At 43.0% G+C, this 17472-nt stretch carries 18 protein-coding genes; 6 read left to right on the top strand and 12 right to left on the bottom strand.

All coding sequences use genetic code 11. The annotated features are described in order from the left end of the window. The first annotated feature begins 48 nt into the window (after positions 1-48). Both ACVBJC_RS05250 and ACVBJC_RS05255 read left to right on the top strand, forming a co-directional pair. Entirely contained in the window at positions 49-462 is a 414-nt protein-coding gene (locus ACVBJC_RS05250; protein WP_447159999.1) for a MarR family winged helix-turn-helix transcriptional regulator, read from the top strand. Between the two features lie 240 nt (positions 463-702). Beyond that, a complete protein-coding gene (locus tag ACVBJC_RS05255; RefSeq protein WP_447159998.1) occupies positions 703-1119 on the top strand; it encodes a PliI family lysozyme inhibitor of I-type lysozyme in 417 nt (138 codons plus the stop codon). 174 nt (positions 1120-1293) lie between these two features. Here ACVBJC_RS05255 and ACVBJC_RS05260 read toward each other — a convergent pair whose 3' ends face one another. Continuing rightward, positions 1294-1638, bottom strand: coding sequence for a hypothetical protein (locus ACVBJC_RS05260; RefSeq protein ID WP_447159997.1), 345 nt, complete (start codon positions 1636-1638; stop codon positions 1294-1296). 227 nt (positions 1639-1865) lie between these two features. Next, positions 1866-2897 (bottom strand): Glu/Leu/Phe/Val dehydrogenase dimerization domain-containing protein, encoded by a 1032-nt coding sequence (locus tag ACVBJC_RS05265; RefSeq protein WP_447159996.1) that lies wholly within the window; start codon positions 2895-2897, stop codon positions 1866-1868. A 265-nt stretch (positions 2898-3162) separates the two neighbouring features. Between ACVBJC_RS05265 and ACVBJC_RS05270 the strand changes: the two genes are divergently transcribed. After that, positions 3163-3588: a DUF4826 family protein gene (locus tag ACVBJC_RS05270; protein ID WP_447159995.1), complete on the top strand. Its 426-nt coding sequence runs from the start codon at positions 3163-3165 to the stop codon at positions 3586-3588. Positions 3589-3674: 86 nt separating this feature from the next. Here the strand turns inward: ACVBJC_RS05270 and ACVBJC_RS05275 are convergent, their stop codons facing one another. From ACVBJC_RS05275 to ACVBJC_RS05300, 6 genes are all read right to left on the bottom strand, one after another. Then, complete coding sequence (locus ACVBJC_RS05275; protein WP_447159994.1) at positions 3675-4805, bottom strand: ribosomal protein uL16 3-hydroxylase; 1131 nt, start codon at positions 4803-4805, stop codon at positions 3675-3677. A gap of 118 nt (positions 4806-4923) precedes the next feature. After that, positions 4924-6294, bottom strand: a complete 1371-nt coding sequence (gene purB, locus ACVBJC_RS05280; RefSeq protein ID WP_447159993.1) for an adenylosuccinate lyase — start codon at positions 6292-6294, stop codon at positions 4924-4926. A gap of 31 nt (positions 6295-6325) precedes the next feature. Then, positions 6326-6943, bottom strand: coding sequence for a high frequency lysogenization protein HflD (hflD, locus tag ACVBJC_RS05285; RefSeq protein ID WP_447159992.1), 618 nt, complete (start codon positions 6941-6943; stop codon positions 6326-6328). A 3-nt stretch (positions 6944-6946) separates the two neighbouring features. Further along, on the bottom strand, positions 6947-8062 hold the full coding sequence (mnmA, locus tag ACVBJC_RS05290) for a tRNA 2-thiouridine(34) synthase MnmA (RefSeq protein WP_447159991.1): 1116 nt from the start codon (positions 8060-8062) through the stop codon (positions 6947-6949). 278 nt (positions 8063-8340) lie between these two features. Continuing rightward, a complete protein-coding gene (locus tag ACVBJC_RS05295; RefSeq protein ID WP_447159990.1) occupies positions 8341-8793 on the bottom strand; it encodes an NUDIX hydrolase in 453 nt (150 codons plus the stop codon). Between the two features lie 38 nt (positions 8794-8831). Further along, positions 8832-9599 (bottom strand): rRNA large subunit pseudouridine synthase E, encoded by a 768-nt coding sequence (locus ACVBJC_RS05300; protein WP_447159989.1) that lies wholly within the window; start codon positions 9597-9599, stop codon positions 8832-8834. Between the two features lie 288 nt (positions 9600-9887). Between ACVBJC_RS05300 and ACVBJC_RS05305 the strand changes: the two genes are divergently transcribed. Next, the gene (locus tag ACVBJC_RS05305; protein WP_447159988.1) at positions 9888-12110 is read left to right on the top strand and encodes an NADP-dependent isocitrate dehydrogenase; all 2223 of its coding nucleotides are present in this window, start codon (positions 9888-9890) and stop codon (positions 12108-12110) included. A gap of 224 nt (positions 12111-12334) precedes the next feature. Here ACVBJC_RS05305 and cspD read toward each other — a convergent pair whose 3' ends face one another. Further along, positions 12335-12541: a cold shock domain-containing protein CspD gene (gene cspD, locus ACVBJC_RS05310; RefSeq protein WP_012155761.1), complete on the bottom strand. Its 207-nt coding sequence runs from the start codon at positions 12539-12541 to the stop codon at positions 12335-12337. A 239-nt stretch (positions 12542-12780) separates the two neighbouring features. Between cspD and clpS the strand changes: the two genes are divergently transcribed. Together clpS and clpA are read left to right on the top strand one after the other, a co-directional pair. After that, a complete protein-coding gene (gene clpS, locus ACVBJC_RS05315; RefSeq protein ID WP_447159987.1) occupies positions 12781-13089 on the top strand; it encodes an ATP-dependent Clp protease adapter ClpS in 309 nt (102 codons plus the stop codon). A gap of 39 nt (positions 13090-13128) precedes the next feature. Further along, the gene (gene clpA / locus ACVBJC_RS05320; protein ID WP_447159986.1) at positions 13129-15387 is read left to right on the top strand and encodes an ATP-dependent Clp protease ATP-binding subunit ClpA; all 2259 of its coding nucleotides are present in this window, start codon (positions 13129-13131) and stop codon (positions 15385-15387) included. 285 nt (positions 15388-15672) lie between these two features. On the opposite strand, the gene infA is transcribed toward clpA, so the two are convergent. The 3 genes from infA to aat all read right to left on the bottom strand — a co-directional run bounded on the left by infA (position 15673) and on the right by aat (position 17429). Then, positions 15673-15891 (bottom strand): translation initiation factor IF-1, encoded by a 219-nt coding sequence (gene infA, locus ACVBJC_RS05325; protein ID WP_026959988.1) that lies wholly within the window; start codon positions 15889-15891, stop codon positions 15673-15675. A 118-nt stretch (positions 15892-16009) separates the two neighbouring features. Beyond that, entirely contained in the window at positions 16010-16729 is a 720-nt protein-coding gene (locus tag ACVBJC_RS05330) for an arginyltransferase (RefSeq protein WP_447159985.1), read from the bottom strand. Beyond that, on the bottom strand, positions 16719-17429 hold the full coding sequence (gene aat / locus ACVBJC_RS05335) for a leucyl/phenylalanyl-tRNA--protein transferase (RefSeq protein ID WP_447159984.1): 711 nt from the start codon (positions 17427-17429) through the stop codon (positions 16719-16721). The genes ACVBJC_RS05330 and aat overlap by 11 nt, the downstream gene beginning before the upstream one ends. Positions 17430-17472 lie beyond the last annotated feature (43 nt).

Genomic DNA, 17472 nt, shown 5'->3' on the forward strand with positions numbered 1-17472 from the left:
TGTAAGTGATAAGATTAAATGAAGCCTATAGAGTCGTGGAGGTACTGATTGAATCGATTTGAGAGTCTGGGATATTTGGTGTCTCATTTGAATGTTGAGCTACAAAATTTATTAGATCAACGCCTTAGACGATACCAGTTAGATATTAAACTATGGCCAGTGTTGTTTTCATTATGGCAGGAGGAGGGCGTGACTCAAACCACGCTCTCTAAGCGTTGTGATGTTGCCAATTACACTATGACTCGGCTACTCGATCAATTACAACAGCAAGGTTTAATCACTCGGCATCAAGATGCTGAAAATCGCCGCGCCTTTCAAATATACCTCACCGATAGCGGTAAAGCGCTAGAGCAAGATTTAATCAGAGAAGCTGAAAGAGTCAATGAGGCGTTCTTAGATAACTTAGCGCAAGAAGAGCGACAAACTTTCTTAAAGCTGTTGAATAAAATCAATCGCTACTAGGTTGGTATCGCTGTAGGCTTTAGACAGTAACTCAATTTGGTTAACTTTTATTCTGTCTCTGTTTGTTTAGTTGTTGCCTGTTTAGCGGTTGCTTGTTTGGTTCTTGCTGGTTTAGTTCGGTTTATTGAATTTTACCCTCCCGCCTTAAATCATCTTTTTTCATTTAGCTCCTATTGGCTTAAATCGTGTTACTCGCTAATCGCTATGACTATAATGAAGTCAATCGTCTAAGGAGTTTATATGAAATCGCTAATTATCACGCTATGCGCTGCATCATTATTCAGTGGCTGCTCAGCAAACGTCAATAAGCCAACACCTCAATCAAGTACACAGCCTCAAGCATCAACAACCGAATGTGCGGGCACTTTTATTAAAGCAATTAATTTGGCTAGTGGCTCAACGCTTGTTGTAACAGAGGGGCGCTTAGAGCCTCGCTCAATAGGTAGTGCGAGCGTTAAACTCTATCGAGATCTTTACGTGGGTGATTTTGTAGGTGCTGTAAGCTTTGTGCGTGATGGCACCATATTAAAAGCTGTTTTGATTGAAAATGGCACAGATAAACAAAAATTGTCGATAACAACAGTGACAGCAGGAAGTGGTAACTATCAAAACACTCAGTTGGTTTGTATTACAGGTGACAGCATTTCGTTATGCTAAATGTGGTGACATTATAGTTTTTAAGGGGTTAGCTATGTCGCGAGTACTGTTGCGTTAGTACTATTGCATTAGTACTGTAGCGTCAGTATTACAGAGCTCGTGAGGCAGGATTCGGATGATTAGGCTGAGACATTTTAATGAGAGGTTTAGCTAAGAGCCTTTAATTAAGAACGCTTAACTTAAAGTGAGAAGAAATACGATGACCATTCCGATAGCTAATATTCCCTGCTGAGTGAGTTGGCGGCTTCGATAGAGCTCTGTTTTCCCTTGTCTTAGGATGGTGACTAAGTGGTTTTGCTTATAAATCTGGCAGACCAGTTGCTCTGTCTTTGGATCAAGAAACAAGTGCAGTTTAGCCGGTTTTCCGTCATTCAGTACTAGGCTATGTTCACTCTGTTGGCCGAAATTGAGTTTACTTGAGACGCGCTTACCATTGATGTACATCTGCTCTAAACCAGACCAGTTACTGGCTTGTAACTCGATATTATCTTGGTTAAGTGCATATTTAAATGTCACCATCGCCTCGAACCTTTGTTATTGCAGGGGTCTTAATTCAAGCAGAGGTTCGCTATCTTTGCCAGTTCGAAATAGGCGTTATCAGTTTACAGTGCGCTATGTATTTGTTGCGACGAGTAATATCAATCACAAAAATATATATGAACGATAGACGAGTAAACGGGAGGCATAAAAATACCCAGCCAATTTGACTGGGTATTATTTTGCTAAGTATGAAACTATTAACAGGCTTACTTGGCAGCGTTAATTATGGCTCTTGCCATTTCGTCTGCTACATCCCCAGTGGTGCGGTTTTGCTCATCAGACTGCGCGAAAATGGTCAGTAAAGTGTTGTAGATCTCTTCTACCTTTGCAGTAGCTGCAGCTGCGTCGTAATCCTTTTCGAAAGAGACATTGATAATGCCACCAGCATTAATTACATAATCTGGTGCGTATAAAATGCCTAAATCTTTCAACATTTCACCGTGGCGAACTTCTGCTAGCTGGTTGTTAGCACAACCAGCAACAATGGTGGCTTTTAGCATAGGGATAGTGATGTCGTTAATCGTGGCACCTAACGCGCAAGGGGCGTAAATATCCACATCTTGATGATAGATATCTTGTGGCGCCACAACCGTTGCACCAAATTCAGTGGCGACTTTGTCTAACGATTCTTTATGAATATCGGTAACAATCAGCTCAGCGCCTTCAGCGTGCAGGTGACGACAAAGGTAATAGCCAACATGTCCAACGCCTTGTACTGAGATCTTTAAGCCTTTTAGGCTGTCTAAGCCACGCTGGTGCTTAACTGCAGCTTTAATACCTAAAAAGGTTCCTAAAGCCGTAAATGGAGATGGATCGCCACTTTTGCCTTCTAGGCCAGCCATATATGGCGTTTCTTGGTGCGCGATCATAATGTCGGCAGTTGATACACCAACATCCTCAGCTGAAAAGTATTTACCACCTAGAGTATGTATACAGCGGCCGAAAGCTCTGAATAGGGCTTCTCTATCCTGTACTTTTGGGTCAGCGATAATGACAGATTTACCTCCACCCATCGCTAAACCTGCCATCGCATTCTTATAGGTCATGCCGCGCGATAAGCGCAGTACGTCAGTGATGGCTTCGTCATCAGACTCATAGTTCCACATTCTGCAGCCACCAACGGCAGGTCCAAGATTCGTATTGTGGATGGCGATAATGGCTTTTAAGCCGCTTTCTTTATCATGACAAAAAACGACCTGTTCATGGTCGTCGAAAGAGATGTGATTAAAAACTGCCACTTGTTGATCTCCGCTGTGAGCATCGAATGACCGCCGCTGTGTGATTACAGGGTAGCCTACTTGTTATATTTATTGCAGAACGATAGCATTTAGGGATACTCTCAACAAAGTAAAGATTAGGATTATTTGTGATCTATCTGGCAATTTTGCTTTCCAACTTACGTTAACGTAAAGTATTAGCTTGATTAAAGCCTAACAGCTGTGCATGTTTTACTGTTCAGAGAAAGGGTAGAGATAAAAAATAACAATAAGAAAGGAAGTGTAAATGGCTGAACAAGCAGTAGACCAAGAACAACTAAGACAAGAATGGATTAGAACTCAGTTTCAAAAGGCGAATAAGTTTTTGGCTGAAAAGGGCATCATGCCTGATAAAGTTCACCCTGAAGAAAGCCGCTACTTAGCGCCTTATGTTGCTATTTGGAAAATCGATTCTAAAAAGCCGAATAAGAAAACATTTTGGGTGATGTCTGGTGATTTACCGTCTGATTATGTCGATATTAGTGTTGCCGCTACAGCACGTGATGCAGTTCGTCATTTTTCAATGATGTGGCAGATGCAGGCTGAAAATATTCAACGCTCGGGACTCACCAAAGATCCTGCTCAGGCAAAATTTGCCCAGCTGTTAATTTCTCGCGCAGAAAGCTTATATAAGATGCAAGCGGATGACAGCATCTGGGGCCCGAGCACTTAATTAGTTCGTCGCTCTTAAATAAAAAAGGCATCATTTTGATGCCTTTTTTATGCTTGTATTTTATCACGCCATTTAGTGAATCAAGTTTACTCACCGAAATACAAATAGCCTCGGTTCAGTAGCTCTAATAACAATATCTGCGTTGCAGGAGTCTGTATTAGCGCTGTGGCTTGTTCATTACTAAAGTAAAAAGATTCAGATAATAGCGTTACGTCAGCTTCAATCTCTTGCGGGTATTCAAATATTTCACCGTTAGCAAAAAATCGAGAGACAGTATCATTCTCTAACCTAAGCAGTTTCAATCCGCCTATGCGATAGAGAAGGGCACCTTGTTCGATATAATCATGAATATCTTCCGCGCTGTAGGCCTCTTCTGGTTCACAAATATCCAGTTCGAAACGATTTTGGCTAAGCATTTTACCTAATATAACCTGGTAACAAGTTGGGTCAGATGCGAGCTCGGTTACCAATGCCATCATACCTTGCTGGTGGGCTGTGCTAATTTCACTGGCGGTTTGTGGTTCATTACTCGATGTGAATCTTTTAAGCCCAAGGTTATTATCGATGAGAGCATCGGCGACTTCACTCAATAACTCTTGTTGGCTCGGGGCTCTAAAGCCGATTGAATAGCTCATTGCTAACGTCAATGTTTGACCTTGATGAGGGTAGCCAGGTGGGATATAGAGTAGATCGCCTTTTTCCAATACCACATCGATAATGGGCTCGAAGCCTTCGATTAATGGGGTGGTTGGATCATTATTTTTAGCCGCGTATTGGCCTTTATCACCTACAGTCCAGTGACGCTGGCCTTCGCCTTGAATAATAAATACATCATAGTTATCGATATGAGCGCCAACACCGCCACCAGGAGTGGCAAAAGACACCATTAAGTCATCAAAGCGCCAGTCAGGAATAAAACGAAATGCATTGATGAACTCGCTTGAATCTGGATGCCAATGGTTTAATGCCTGTACGAGTAGTTGCCAATTTTTTTCGCCAAATTGGTCGTAGTCTTCAAAGGGGCCATCAAGGATCTGCCAATCATTCTCTTTGGTAACAACGACTCGTGAAGCGACGGCTTCATCACAAGCAAGACCAGCAAGTTCATCTGGGCTAATGATATCTTCAAAGTTTGGAAAAGCATTTTTGATCAGGAGTGGTTTTTTTTGCCAATATAGGCTTAAAAATTCGCTGGTATCAAAGTTAAGACTAAACATAATCTGGGCGCTGCTCGCAATAGATGAAAAGTGGATAAAATAAAGGCGTTAAGCCTAAGCTTAACGCCTTATTAAAACCTTTAATAGTCAGTGGCTATCTAAAGGATTAAGTGAGCTATTAGTTTAACTCGTCAACAAAAGTTTCAGCACGGCCAATATAGTTAGCAGGTGTCATCTTCTTCAGTTCAACTTTCACTGTATCTGGAAGCTCAAGGCCATCGATAAATACGGCAAGCTGCTCACCGTCGATGCGCTTACCGCGAGTCAACTCTTTGAGCTTTTCGTATGGCTTTTCGATACCGTAACGACGCATAACCGTTTGCACAGGCTCAGCTAGCACTTCCCAGTTACCATCAAGCTCTTTGCGAAGCTGCTCTTCGTTAACTTGTAGCTTGCTAATCCCTTTCAATGTCGCTTGATAAGCGATTAGAGAGTGAGCTATACCAACACCTAAGTTACGTAGCACTGTTGAGTCAGTAAGGTCACGCTGCCAGCGAGATACGGGTAGCTTAGCCGCAAGGTGTTGCATCAAGGCGTTAGCAATACCTAAGTTACCTTCAGAGTTTTCAAAGTCGATTGGGTTAACTTTATGTGGCATGGTTGAAGAACCAATCTCACCGGCAATGGTCTTTTGCTTAAAGTGACCGAGTGCGATGTAACCCCAAATATCACGATCGAAATCGATCAAAATTGTGTTGAAACGTGCTAACGCATCAAACAGTTCTGCGATGTAATCGTGGGGCTCGATTTGAGTCGTGTATGGGTTCCAGTTAATGCCAAGGCTTGTCACGAAACGCTGTGACAGTGCATGCCAATCAACTTCTGGATAAGCAGAGATGTGAGCGTTGTAGTTACCTACCGCGCCGTTTAGCTTACCCATGATCTCAACGTTTGACACTTGAGTTAGCTGACGCTCTAGACGTACAGCAACGTTAGCCATCTCTTTACCAAGCGTTGAAGGAGACGCTGGTTGACCATGTGTACGAGACATCAATGGAACCGTTTTGTGCTCTTTTGCTAATGCTTTAATTGCATCAATAATTTTCTGGCAATATGGCACAACCACTTGCTCACGTGCTTCAGTCAACATTAAAGCGTGTGATAGGTTGTTAATGTCTTCAGAAGTACAAGCAAAGTGTACAAATTCGTCGATAGCAACAAGCTCTGCGTTATCAGCAATACGTTCTTTAATGAAGTACTCTACCGCTTTTACGTCATGGTTTGTTGTTGCTTCAATATCTTTTACGCGCTGAGCATCTGCTTCGCTAAAGTTATCTTTAATTTGATCAAGTAAAGCCAATGCTGCTTCACTAAAAGGTGGAACTTCTTCAATTTCTGGACAGCTAGAAAGCAGCTTTAGCCAGTTAATTTCGACTTGAACACGGTATTTGGTCAGGCCGTACTCGCTGAAAATCCCTCTTAATGAGGCGGTTTTACTACCATAACGACCGTCTACCGGAGAGATAGCAGTTAGTGCGGAAAGTTCCATTAGAAGCTCCTTGATGAACTTGACTTAAATATTATAGGGTGAGGCTTTTCATAGCTGTGTCTACTATTGTTTTTCTTGCAAAGACAAGGTGCCTACGCTTGCCTCCTAATTGACGCCATAACACTGCGCTACGCATGGCAGACAGTAATAGGGCGCGAATTTTTTGTTGTGTTTGGGTACGTTTTAGGAACTCTGGATTACCAGAGATCTGGAGTTTGGGACCAAGCTCGCTAATGATGTCGCTATAAATGCCGGCAAAATTAGCAATTACTTGCTCGTCAGTGATCTCAAAGTGGCTAAGCTGACGATGAATTTGATTGATGCGCTCAGACAACATGCCCATGGTATTAGAAGAGCGAGTGAGTTTTCGCTCCAAAGCAAGAATACCGACTAAATAGCGAGTCACCTCGACATCTTTTTGCTTGGCGTCACCAAGTTGGCTAACGATAAGCTCGTAGCCTTTTCTCAGTGCAACTTTGTCGGCATAAACATCGCTAGTGGTTTCTGGGTTCGTCACCAAAACCGATTGCAGGCTAGCTGCTAGCGCGTCTTTATCTGAGTCACCGTGCCTTGCAATATACTGAACTTGTGCCACCGCCTGTAATATCCCGGCAAAGGCCATAGTGCGTTCAAACAGCTGATCACTCATTGATTAATCTCTTATTAGTGCGTCAATAATCCCGCCACCTAGGCAGATTTCGCCGTCATAGAAAACGGCAGATTGTCCTGGTGTCACAGCAGCAACTGGCTCATCGAAAATGACACGTAACACATCGTCACTATCATAGGTTACGCTGCAAGGCACATCTTGTTGGCGATAACGGGTCTTAACCGTGATTTTTGAGCCGTCAGCAGGGCCTTTTCTATCTACCCAGTGTAATTGATTAGCAATTAAGCCATTTGACATTAGGCGAGGGTGATGACCACCTTGACCAACAATTAGCACGTTACGCACAAGATCTTTTTCAACCACGTACCATGGGTCTTCGTTACTGTTTTTAAGACCGCCAATGCCTAAGCCTTTGCGCTGACCTAGCGTGTGATACATCAAACCTTGGTGGGTTCCGATGACTTCGCCTTCACTGGTTTCGATATTACCGGGTTGGGCTGGCAAGAAAGTTTGTAGGAAATCGGTAAATTTACGTTCACCGATAAAGCAGATCCCGGTACTGTCTTTCTTATCGTGAGTAATTAGCCCCATTTCTTTGGCTATTTCACGCACTTCGCTTTTCTCTAATTCGCCTACAGGGAATAGTGAGCGAGCAACCTGCTCATGGCCAAGTGTATATAGGAAGTAGCTTTGGTCTTTATTACCGTCAATACCACGTAACATCTGGCTGGTGCCATCAATATCACGGCGGCGCACATAGTGGCCCATTGCAATGTAATCGGCATCTAAAATTTCATCTGCAAATTCGAGAAAAGCTTTAAACTTAATCTCTTTATTACACATGATATCCGGATTCGGCGTACGGCCAGCTTTGTACTCGGCAAGGAAATACTCGAATACATTGTCCCAGTATTCAGACGCAAAGTTAACGGTGTGCAGTTTAATGCCTAGTTTGTCACAAACAGCTTGTGCATCTTTAAGATCGTCAGCTGCTGCGCAATATTCATCCGTGTCATCTTCTTCCCAGTTCTTCATGAACAGGCCTTCAACCTGATAGCCCTGTTTCATTAACAGGTAGGCTGAAACTGATGAGTCTACACCACCGGACATGCCGACGATGACTTTTTTACCAAGATGAGAGGGTTCGATTGACGTCATAAATCTTAAAAAAACCTTTGTGATTACTGAATATTGCTGCGAATCGGTGGCTCGATGAATGGGTTTTACAATCGAGTGACCGTGTTCAAACCGCGGCTTTCTGCGGGTGCATATTCTATCACGCATTATGAAGCTGGGCTATCTAGCAAGTATTTATCTTTGAAGCTTTATTGTCATCAGTGTCGAATATTCACCCATGATGATTAAAAAGAAGAATAACTTAACAGAATAAATGAGTATGAATGCTATTTTAGTTTGGCTTTAAAGTGTATTAGCCTTTAGAAATAGTCATCATTAATAATGCTGAGGTCGTAATTTTTACCTGCCAAGTAATCGCTAATCGATTTGATCACCAAAGGGCTTCTCAGCTGGTTTGATAAGGCTTTTATCTCAGCAAACGAATACCACTTAAGCCCTATAATGGCGGGATCTTCGGGTGTAGATAGCTTTACTTGGTCAAGTTTCAGGTGAAAGGTATAGCGAACAAATGCCAGCGAGTCACTGGCACTAAACTGATAGATCCCAACTAAACCTTGTGGTTGTATTCGTAAGCCGGTTTCCTCTTTAACTTCGCGGATACAGGCTGCAAGGATTGACTCATGGGGCTCTAAGTGACCGGCTGGTTGATTGTATTTGAGTTCACCCTCTATCAACTCTTCGACTAGCAGAAATTGCCCCTGAGCTTCGATAACACAAGCCACTGTGGTGTTAGGTTTATAGCGCTCTGTCATTGCCTGTTACTCACATTGCTGGTCACTCACATTGATAGTTATTTCATATCAAGTTGACGATATTCACCGTTTTGTAGGCCATCTAGACTCCATTGACCTATTTTATAGCGGATTAATCTTAACGTTGGAAAACCAATATGAGCAGTCATGCGTCTCACTTGACGATTACGGCCTTCGCATATCTGTATCTCTAACCAAGTCGTCGGAATATTCGCTCTTTCACGAATTGGCGGTGTACGCGGCCATATAGCAGGGTTATCCATGATGCAAATTTTAGCGGGTAATGTCATACCGTCTTTCAATTCAACACCTTGACGAAGCTTTTCAAGATCGCTCTCACCGGGGGCTCCTTCAACCTGAGCCCAATAGGTCTTATAGGTTTTCTTTTTAGGCTCGGTGATTTGCGATTGCAGCTTACCGTCATTGGTCAATAATAGTAGCCCTTCACTGTCTCTATCGAGTCTGCCAGCGGCATAAACGTCAGGCACTGGAATATAGTCTTTTAACGTTTTACGCCCTTGCTCATCGGTAAATTGGCAAAGAACATCAAATGGTTTGTTAAATAGTACGATCACTGGGTTGGCAACGGTTTTTGCTACTTGGGTGTTTGAATGTGGCTTCGCACGTGGCTTGGCATTAGATCTGCTATTGGGATTGCTGCCAACTTTACCATCGAGTTGAGAACGGTAAGTCGATTTATTCGCCGTTTTAGCGCTAAAGCCCGAAATGTGATTGTTATTTCGGCTATTGGTGGTCTTGGCTGACTTTTTTGAAAATGCTTGTGTCACGGCGGCGATACTTTTCATCTATGAAGGACTATTTAATCTATTGTACTGTTCATTCGCCAATAGTGGAATTTGAATATTGCGTGGAATGTTTTATGATGTCGACAATTAAAAAGTGTGATCCGCAACCAGTTAATCTTATTTGTGAGAGGTGTCGCGAATAAAGGTTCTGGCTTATCACACACAAGATCGCATAAATTATCGCTAACAATACAAAGTGATAGGGTAGGACTGCCACAGCTTTTCAATCGTAGAAATAGACAATAATTATTATAAAAATCTTAAAATTAAATCAATGTAGGACACAAAATGAACGATAAAACATCAACGATCATCTATACCGAAACGGACGAAGCCCCAGCTCTAGCGACATTATCTTTGTTACCACTTATCCAAAAGTTTACCCAAACTGCCGGCGTTGACGTAGAAACCCGTGATATTTCTCTTTCTGGTCGTGTGATTGCAAATTTCCCTGAAAACCTAACTGCAGAGCAGCGTATTAGTGACGCACTTGCTGAATTAGGCGAATTAGCAAAAAAACCAGAAGCTAACATTATCAAACTACCTAACATTAGCGCATCGATTCCACAGCTTAAGGCTTGTATCCTTGAATTACAGAATAAAGGATATGACATCCCCAACTATCCTGATGAACCTACTAATGACGTAGAAAAAGAGATCCAATCTCGCTACGACAAAATAAAGGGCAGCGCAGTAAACCCAGTGTTGCGTGAAGGTAACTCAGATCGCCGTGCGCCAGGGTCTGTGAAGAAGTTTGCTCAGAAAAACCCGCATTCAATGGGCAAGTGGTTAGCGGACTCTAAGTCACACGTTGCACATATGAGCGAAGGTGATTTTTACGGCAGTGAAAAATCAGTAACCGTTGCCGATGCGGGTAGTGTATCCATTGTCTTGAATAAGGCTGATGGGTCTGAGCAAGTATTGCGCACTGCAATTGCTTTGCAAGCGGGTGAGGTGATTGACTCGGCTGTGATGAGCAAAAAAGCACTGGTTGATTTTTATGAACGCGAAACCAATCTCGCTAAAGAGCAGGATGTTTTATTGTCCTTGCACTTAAAAGCGACGATGATGAAAGTGTCTGATCCCATTCTATTTGGCCACGCGGTTAAAGTTTATTACAAAGACGTTTTCGCCAAACACGGTGAGTTATTTGAAGAGTTGGGTGTCGATGTTAATAATGGTTTGGGCGATGTCTACGCCAAAATAGCCACATTACCAAGCGATCAAAAAGCGGCAATCGAAGCTGATCTTGCAGAAGTTTATAGCCATCGTGCTGAGCTCGCCATGGTCGATTCAGATAGAGGGATCACCAACCTACATGTACCAAGTGATGTGATTATTGATGCGTCAATGCCTGCGGCTATTCGTACGTCTGGTCAAATGTGGGGGCCAGATGGCCAACTAAAAGACATGAAAGCAATGATCCCAGATCGTTGTTATGCCGGTGTTTATCAAGAAACTATCGATTTTTGTATTAATAATGGTGCGTTCAATCCAAGCACTATGGGCAGCGTGCCAAACGTTGGCCTTATGGCACAAAAAGCGGAAGAGTACGGTAGCCACGATAAGACATTTGAAATTGCAGCTGCAGGCACGGTTAACATAGTTGACCAAAACGGCAAGGTGTTAATGTCACACGATGTTGAAGCGGGCGATATTTTCAGAATGTGTCAGGTGAAAGACGCACCCATCCGTGATTGGGTAAAACTTGCCGTTAATCGTTCACGTTTATCTGCAACGCCAGCGGTATTTTGGTTGGATGCTGCCCGCGCTCATGATGCTGAAATCATCAAGAAAGTGGAGCTTTACCTACAAGATCACGATACAAATGGCCTTGAGCTTCACATTATGTCACCGGTTGAAGCGACTCGTTTCACACTGGACCGCGTGAAAGCGGGTAAAGATACGATCTCGGTAACGGGTAACGTATTACGTGATTATCTGACTGACCTTTTCCCTATTCTTGAGCTAGGTACAAGCGCGAAAATGCTTTCAATCGTGCCACTCATGAATGGTGGTGGATTATTTGAGACTGGCGCGGGCGGTAGTGCACCTAAGCACGTCCAGCAGGTTGAGAAAGAAGGTCACCTGCGCTGGGACTCATTAGGCGAGTTCCTTGCACTAGCCGCGTCGCTAGAGCACCTAAGCCAAACTACGGATAATAGTAAAGCACAAGTGCTGGCAGATACGCTAGATATTGCAATCGGTCAATTCTTAGATTGCAATAAGTCGCCATCTCGCCGTGTGGGTGAGCTTGATAACCGAGGTAGCCATTTCTACTTAGCAATGTACTGGGCGCAGGCTCTTGCTGCACAAACTGCAGATCCTCAGTTACAAGCTGAATTTAGTGCTTTGGCAGAGTCGTTAACTAACAATGAAGCAAAGATTGTTAGCGAACTCAACAGTGTTCAAGGTCCGGCAGTTGATTTAGGCGGTTACTACCGTTTAGACGCGGCTAAAGCTGAAACAGCAATGCGACCTAGCGCAACGCTCAATAGCATTGTTGGCTAAAGCGCTTGATCAATGCTTAAACACAAAGGCCTGCATTCATGCAGGCCTTTTTATTTGAGAACTGTTTATTGAGAGACGGTTATTGACTAACGGCTATTGAGAAAGTTTAGGCAATAAAAAAGCAGAGTAGCTAACTACTCTGCTTTTTTGTTTCTCTCCAACTTAATACCAAGCTAAATAAGTATCTGAATACTTGCTTATCTAGATGCTTACCTAGATAGATATTAGTTCGTTGGCGATATTGCTGACGCGTGCATACCTTTTGGACCTGCTTCTACTTCAAAACTGACTGGTTGGCCTGCTTTTAGAGTTCGATAGCCTTCCATTTCAATGGTAGAATAGTGTGCAAAAACATCTTCACCGCCAGCATCAGGGCATATAAACCCGAATCCTTTGGCGTTGTTGAACCATTTAACAGTTCCGCTTGCCATACTTCCACTTCCTTCTGTTGTTCACTTCCCAGTAAGATAGTAAAACTTATCAGCGGGGAAACTCCTCGCTTAATGAACAGAATGAAAGCTGGATAAGTGGTTGTCAAGATAAAGTTAACAAAAGGATAACATTTTTTAACAAGTCGTACCTGAGTATAATTTGATAGAATTTGTTCAACAAACAGACTGAGTTACATAATCGATTGGTACAAGCCAAGACTAGAGGCTAATATTGGGATATGAGTAGAACAGAAAACATTGAACATGTAGAAGAGAGTGTTGAAGCCGAATTTAAACAGCCTTCTATGTATAAAGTTGTTTTAAACAATGATGATTACACACCGATGGACTTTGTCATTGAGATTTTACAACTGTTTTTTAAGAAAGATGAGCAGCAAGCAACGGAAATCATGCTGGCAATTCATCATAAAGGCAAAGGGATCTGTGGAATTTACCCCTTTGGAATTGCAGAAACTAAGGTTGCGCAAGTAAATCAATTTGCAAGACAAAACCAACATCCGTTACTGTGTTCATTAGAGGAAGCCTAATTGGGTTCGCTCTGTTGTTAATTTTTTTAGGGGGTGCTTATGTTAAATAAAGATCTTGAAGTCACCTTAAACCTGGCTTTTCAACAAGCCAGAGATGCACGTCATGAATACATGACGGTAGAGCATCTATTGTTGGCGTTAATCGATAATCCTGCCGCACAAGAGGCGTTAGTTGCTTGCGGAGCAAATTTAGAAAAACTCAGGGATGAAGTGGCTAGCTTCATTCAACAAACGACTCCGATTATTTCCGATCCAGAAGACGAAAAAGAAACTCAACCAACGCTTGGTTTTCAACGTGTTTTACAAAGAGCGGTGTTTCATGTGCAGTCTTCAGGGCACAATGAAGTCAATGGTGCCAACGTCTTAGTTGCCATTTTTAGTGAGCAAGAATCTCAAGCTGTTTACCTGCTGCGCACAGGCGATGTGACACGTTTAGATGTTGTTAATTTTATTTCTCATGGTTTTTCAAAAAACGATATCGATACCGACTCTGAACCTAATAGGAGCGAGGAGCAAACTGAGGCAGAAGAAGAGCGCAGTATCTTGTCACAGTTTACCGCTAACCTAAATGAATTAGCCAAGAGCGGCAGTATAGACCCACTTATTGGCCGCACAGAAGAGATTGAGCGTTCGATTCAAATTCTTTGCCGTCGCCGTAAGAATAACCCATTGCTTGTCGGTGAAGCGGGGGTGGGTAAAACGGCAATAGCCGAAGGCTTAGCTTATCGTATCGTCAAGCAAGAAGTACCTGAAGTGATGAGTCAGGCCACTGTCTATTCGCTCGACTTAGGTGCGCTGCTCGCGGGTACAAAATACCGCGGCGACTTTGAAAAACGCTTTAAAGGTTTGCTAAAAGAGCTGGCAAATGACGAACATGCGATATTGTTTATCGATGAGATCCACACCATTATTGGTGCAGGCTCCGCGTCAGGCGGCGTCATGGATGCCTCTAATTTGCTAAAGCCGTTGTTATCTGGCGGCAAGTTACGTTGCATGGGCTCAACAACGTTCCAAGAGTATCAAAGTATTTTTGAAAAAGATCGTGCCTTAGCCCGTCGATTCCAAAAAGTGGATATTAACGAGCCCTCGGTTGCTGAGACCACCAAGATTTTACAAGGTCTTAAGTCAAAGTACGAAGAGCACCATAATGTGCGTTACACCATGGCTGCGCTGAGTGTGGCGGCGAAATTGTCCGACAAGCACATCAATGATAGACATCTACCTGATAAGGCCATTGACGTGATTGATGAAGCGGGGGCGCGTATGGCGATGCAGCCAGCGAGCAAACGTAAAAAGACCATTGGTCAGTCAGAAATTGAATCGATTATCGCGAAGATGGCGCGGATCCCAGAGAAGTCCGTATCGAGCTCTGACAAGGATATGCTTAAAAACCTTGAGCGTAACCTTAAGATGGTCGTGTTTGGTCAAGATATGGCGATTGAAGGGCTTAGCTCTGCGATTCGCTTGTCTCGAAGTGGACTCAGTGGCGAAAACAAACCAGTGGGTAGCTTTTTGTTTGCAGGCCCTACTGGTGTGGGTAAGACCGAGGTGACCAGCCAGTTAGCCAAGTGCTTAAGCCTTAATCTCGTTCGTTTCGATATGTCTGAATACATGGAAAGTCATACGGTATCGCGTCTAATTGGTGCGCCGCCAGGTTATGTTGGTTATGACCAAGGTGGATTACTCACTGATGCTGTGATTAAAAACCCGCACTGCGTAGTGCTTCTCGATGAGATTGAAAAAGCTCACCCAGATGTTTACAACTTACTATTGCAGGTAATGGATCACGGTACCTTGACTGACAATAATGGTCGCAAGGCTGATTTTAGACACGTCACCCTAGTGATGACCACCAATGCGGGTGTACAAGAAACCATCCGTAAGTCTATAGGCTTTAAGCAGCAGGATCATACTCAGGATGCGTTATCGGAAATCAATAAGGTGTTTTCACCTGAATTCCGTAACCGTTTAGATTCAATTATCTGGTTTAACCACTTAGATATGACGGTGATTGCGAAAGTGGTTGATAAGTTCTTAGTTGAATTGCAAGCGCAGCTCGATGATAAGTCAGTGACACTCGAAGTGAGTGATGAAGCTCGAACATTACTGGCTGAGAAAGGCTATGACAAGTCCATGGGCGCGCGTCCAATGGCCAGAGTCGTGACTGAACTGATTAAGCGACCATTAGCCGATGAAATCTTATTTGGTGAACTTGAGAAGGGCGGTATTGCTCGGGTTGACACTAAGGGAGATGAGATAGTTATCACCACTGAATCGTTAGAGAAAGTGACGCACTAACCTTGGTTTATACCAATCAGTATAAGCTAGGGTATTGAATGTACCTTGTATGAGTCAGTAACCCGTTTACTGGCTCCATGCACGAGCATAATGAACAGGTTCATTGCACCATCAATCAATGCAGTGTATCGAGTCATTATGATGATAGGGGGGGGATTATAGCTGTAGTTCAGATCCAACTATTGATACTAAAAACGACACAAAAAATCGAACACAGAAATAGAAGACAACAAAAAGCCGGCGCGAGCCGGCTTTTTTATAATTTACGTTACATAGGCTAATAACTTAGCGTGCACGGAAGACGATGCGTCCTTTGCTCAAATCGTAAGGTGTTAACTGAACCGTTACCTTGTCACCCGTAAGAATACGGATGTAGTTTTTACGCATTTTTCCTGAAATGTGTGCCGTTACGACATGACCATTTTCAAGTTCTACACGAAACATTGTATTTGGCAAGGTTTCAAGGATTGTGCCTTGCATTTCAATGTTGTCTTCTTTCGCCATTAATCAGTTATCCTGTTAGCCTTCAAATAATAAAACGGGCATATCATGCCGCAAATTAACCCAACTGTAAAGCAATGGTTGAGTATATACGCTATCTGTAGCTTCGTTATGGTTTAATTCACTGGTTTTTGATTGTTATCTCGGTAACCCATCCAGAATGAGTTAAGATCTGGTGTGGTCTGTAATCGCGTTTGTAGTTCATTTTTCTCGATTCATCAATTTGATAGCCTAGATATAGAAACTGCTTTTTCATCATTTTTGCAATTTCAGTTTGCAGCAAAATAAGTAGACTTCCTAATGAACGTTTATGGTGCTCGGGAGCAAAGTAGCTATATATGGCAGATAAACTGTGTGGCAGCACGTCGGTCACGGCTACGCCGATTAATTCATCGCCTTGCCTTAGCTCGATAAATAACGGTTGCATCCAAGTCGCGGTGGCAAAACTATCGTATTGCTCTGGGGTCGCTGGAAACATTGGGCCGTCGTGATGGCGAGTATTAACGTAGCGTTCGTACAATTGATATTGCTGCTTAGTTTTATGGTTAACAATCTTCCAGCTTAAATCTTGGTTATTTTTTAATGTTCTCTTTTGTCTTTTAGAAATTGTAAACTCATTAATGGGCAATCTAATGGGTAAACAGGCACTACATTGAGGGCATTGGGGTTTATAGATCATGCTGCCGCTACGACGAAAACCAAGCGCCAACAGTTGCTCGAATAAGTTAGCGTCAATAACATCTTCTTGCAATACCATTAATTGCTCTTGCTGATTGTCTAAGTAGCTACAAGCAAAGGGCTTTGTTCTGCCCACCGTGACGGGTCTAGATTTAGAGTTCAATAGATACCTCGGCCTTACTCCAGCTATCAATGCTCACTTCGCCATCTCTTAAGTGGGTTAATAGCCTAAGAAAATCATCGCGCCTAATCGACTTCGCACCAAGGCTATCTAGATGAGGGTTTACCACCTGTGCATCGATTAGTTTAAAACCGCAGCGCTGTAAATGCTGCTGTAATACGATCATAGCAGCTTTAGAGGCATTCGTTGCACGATGAAACATCGACTCGCCGCAAAATACTTGCCCAATAGCCAAGCCATAAAGCCCACCAATAAGCTGTTTATCTTGCCAAACTTCCAGAGAATGGGCATGACCTTGTTGATGTAAAGACAGATAGGCTTGTTGGATTTCAGTTGAGATCCAGGTGCCATCTTGTCCTGCTCTGGGCTCAGCACAACCAGCGGTAACCGCCTCAAAGTGATGATTTATGGTATAGGTCCACTGTTGTTTTTTAAGGTACTTGACTAGGCTACGGCTAATTTTCATATTGCCAGGTACAAATACCGCACGGGGATCTGGCGACCACCATAGAATAGGATCATCTAGATTAAACCAAGGAAAAATCCCGTTATAATAAGCGGTTAGTAAACGTTCTGGGTGTAAGTCACCACCAACCGCTAATAAGCCATTAGGATCGCTTAATGCTTGCTCGGGCGGCGGAAAACCTTGTTGATCATGATTTAAATAGGACAGTGAGTTCACAATTGAGTAAGATTAATAAATATACTTACCCTTAAAGTTAGCG

The organism is Shewanella sp. 0m-6 (assembly GCF_052977325.1).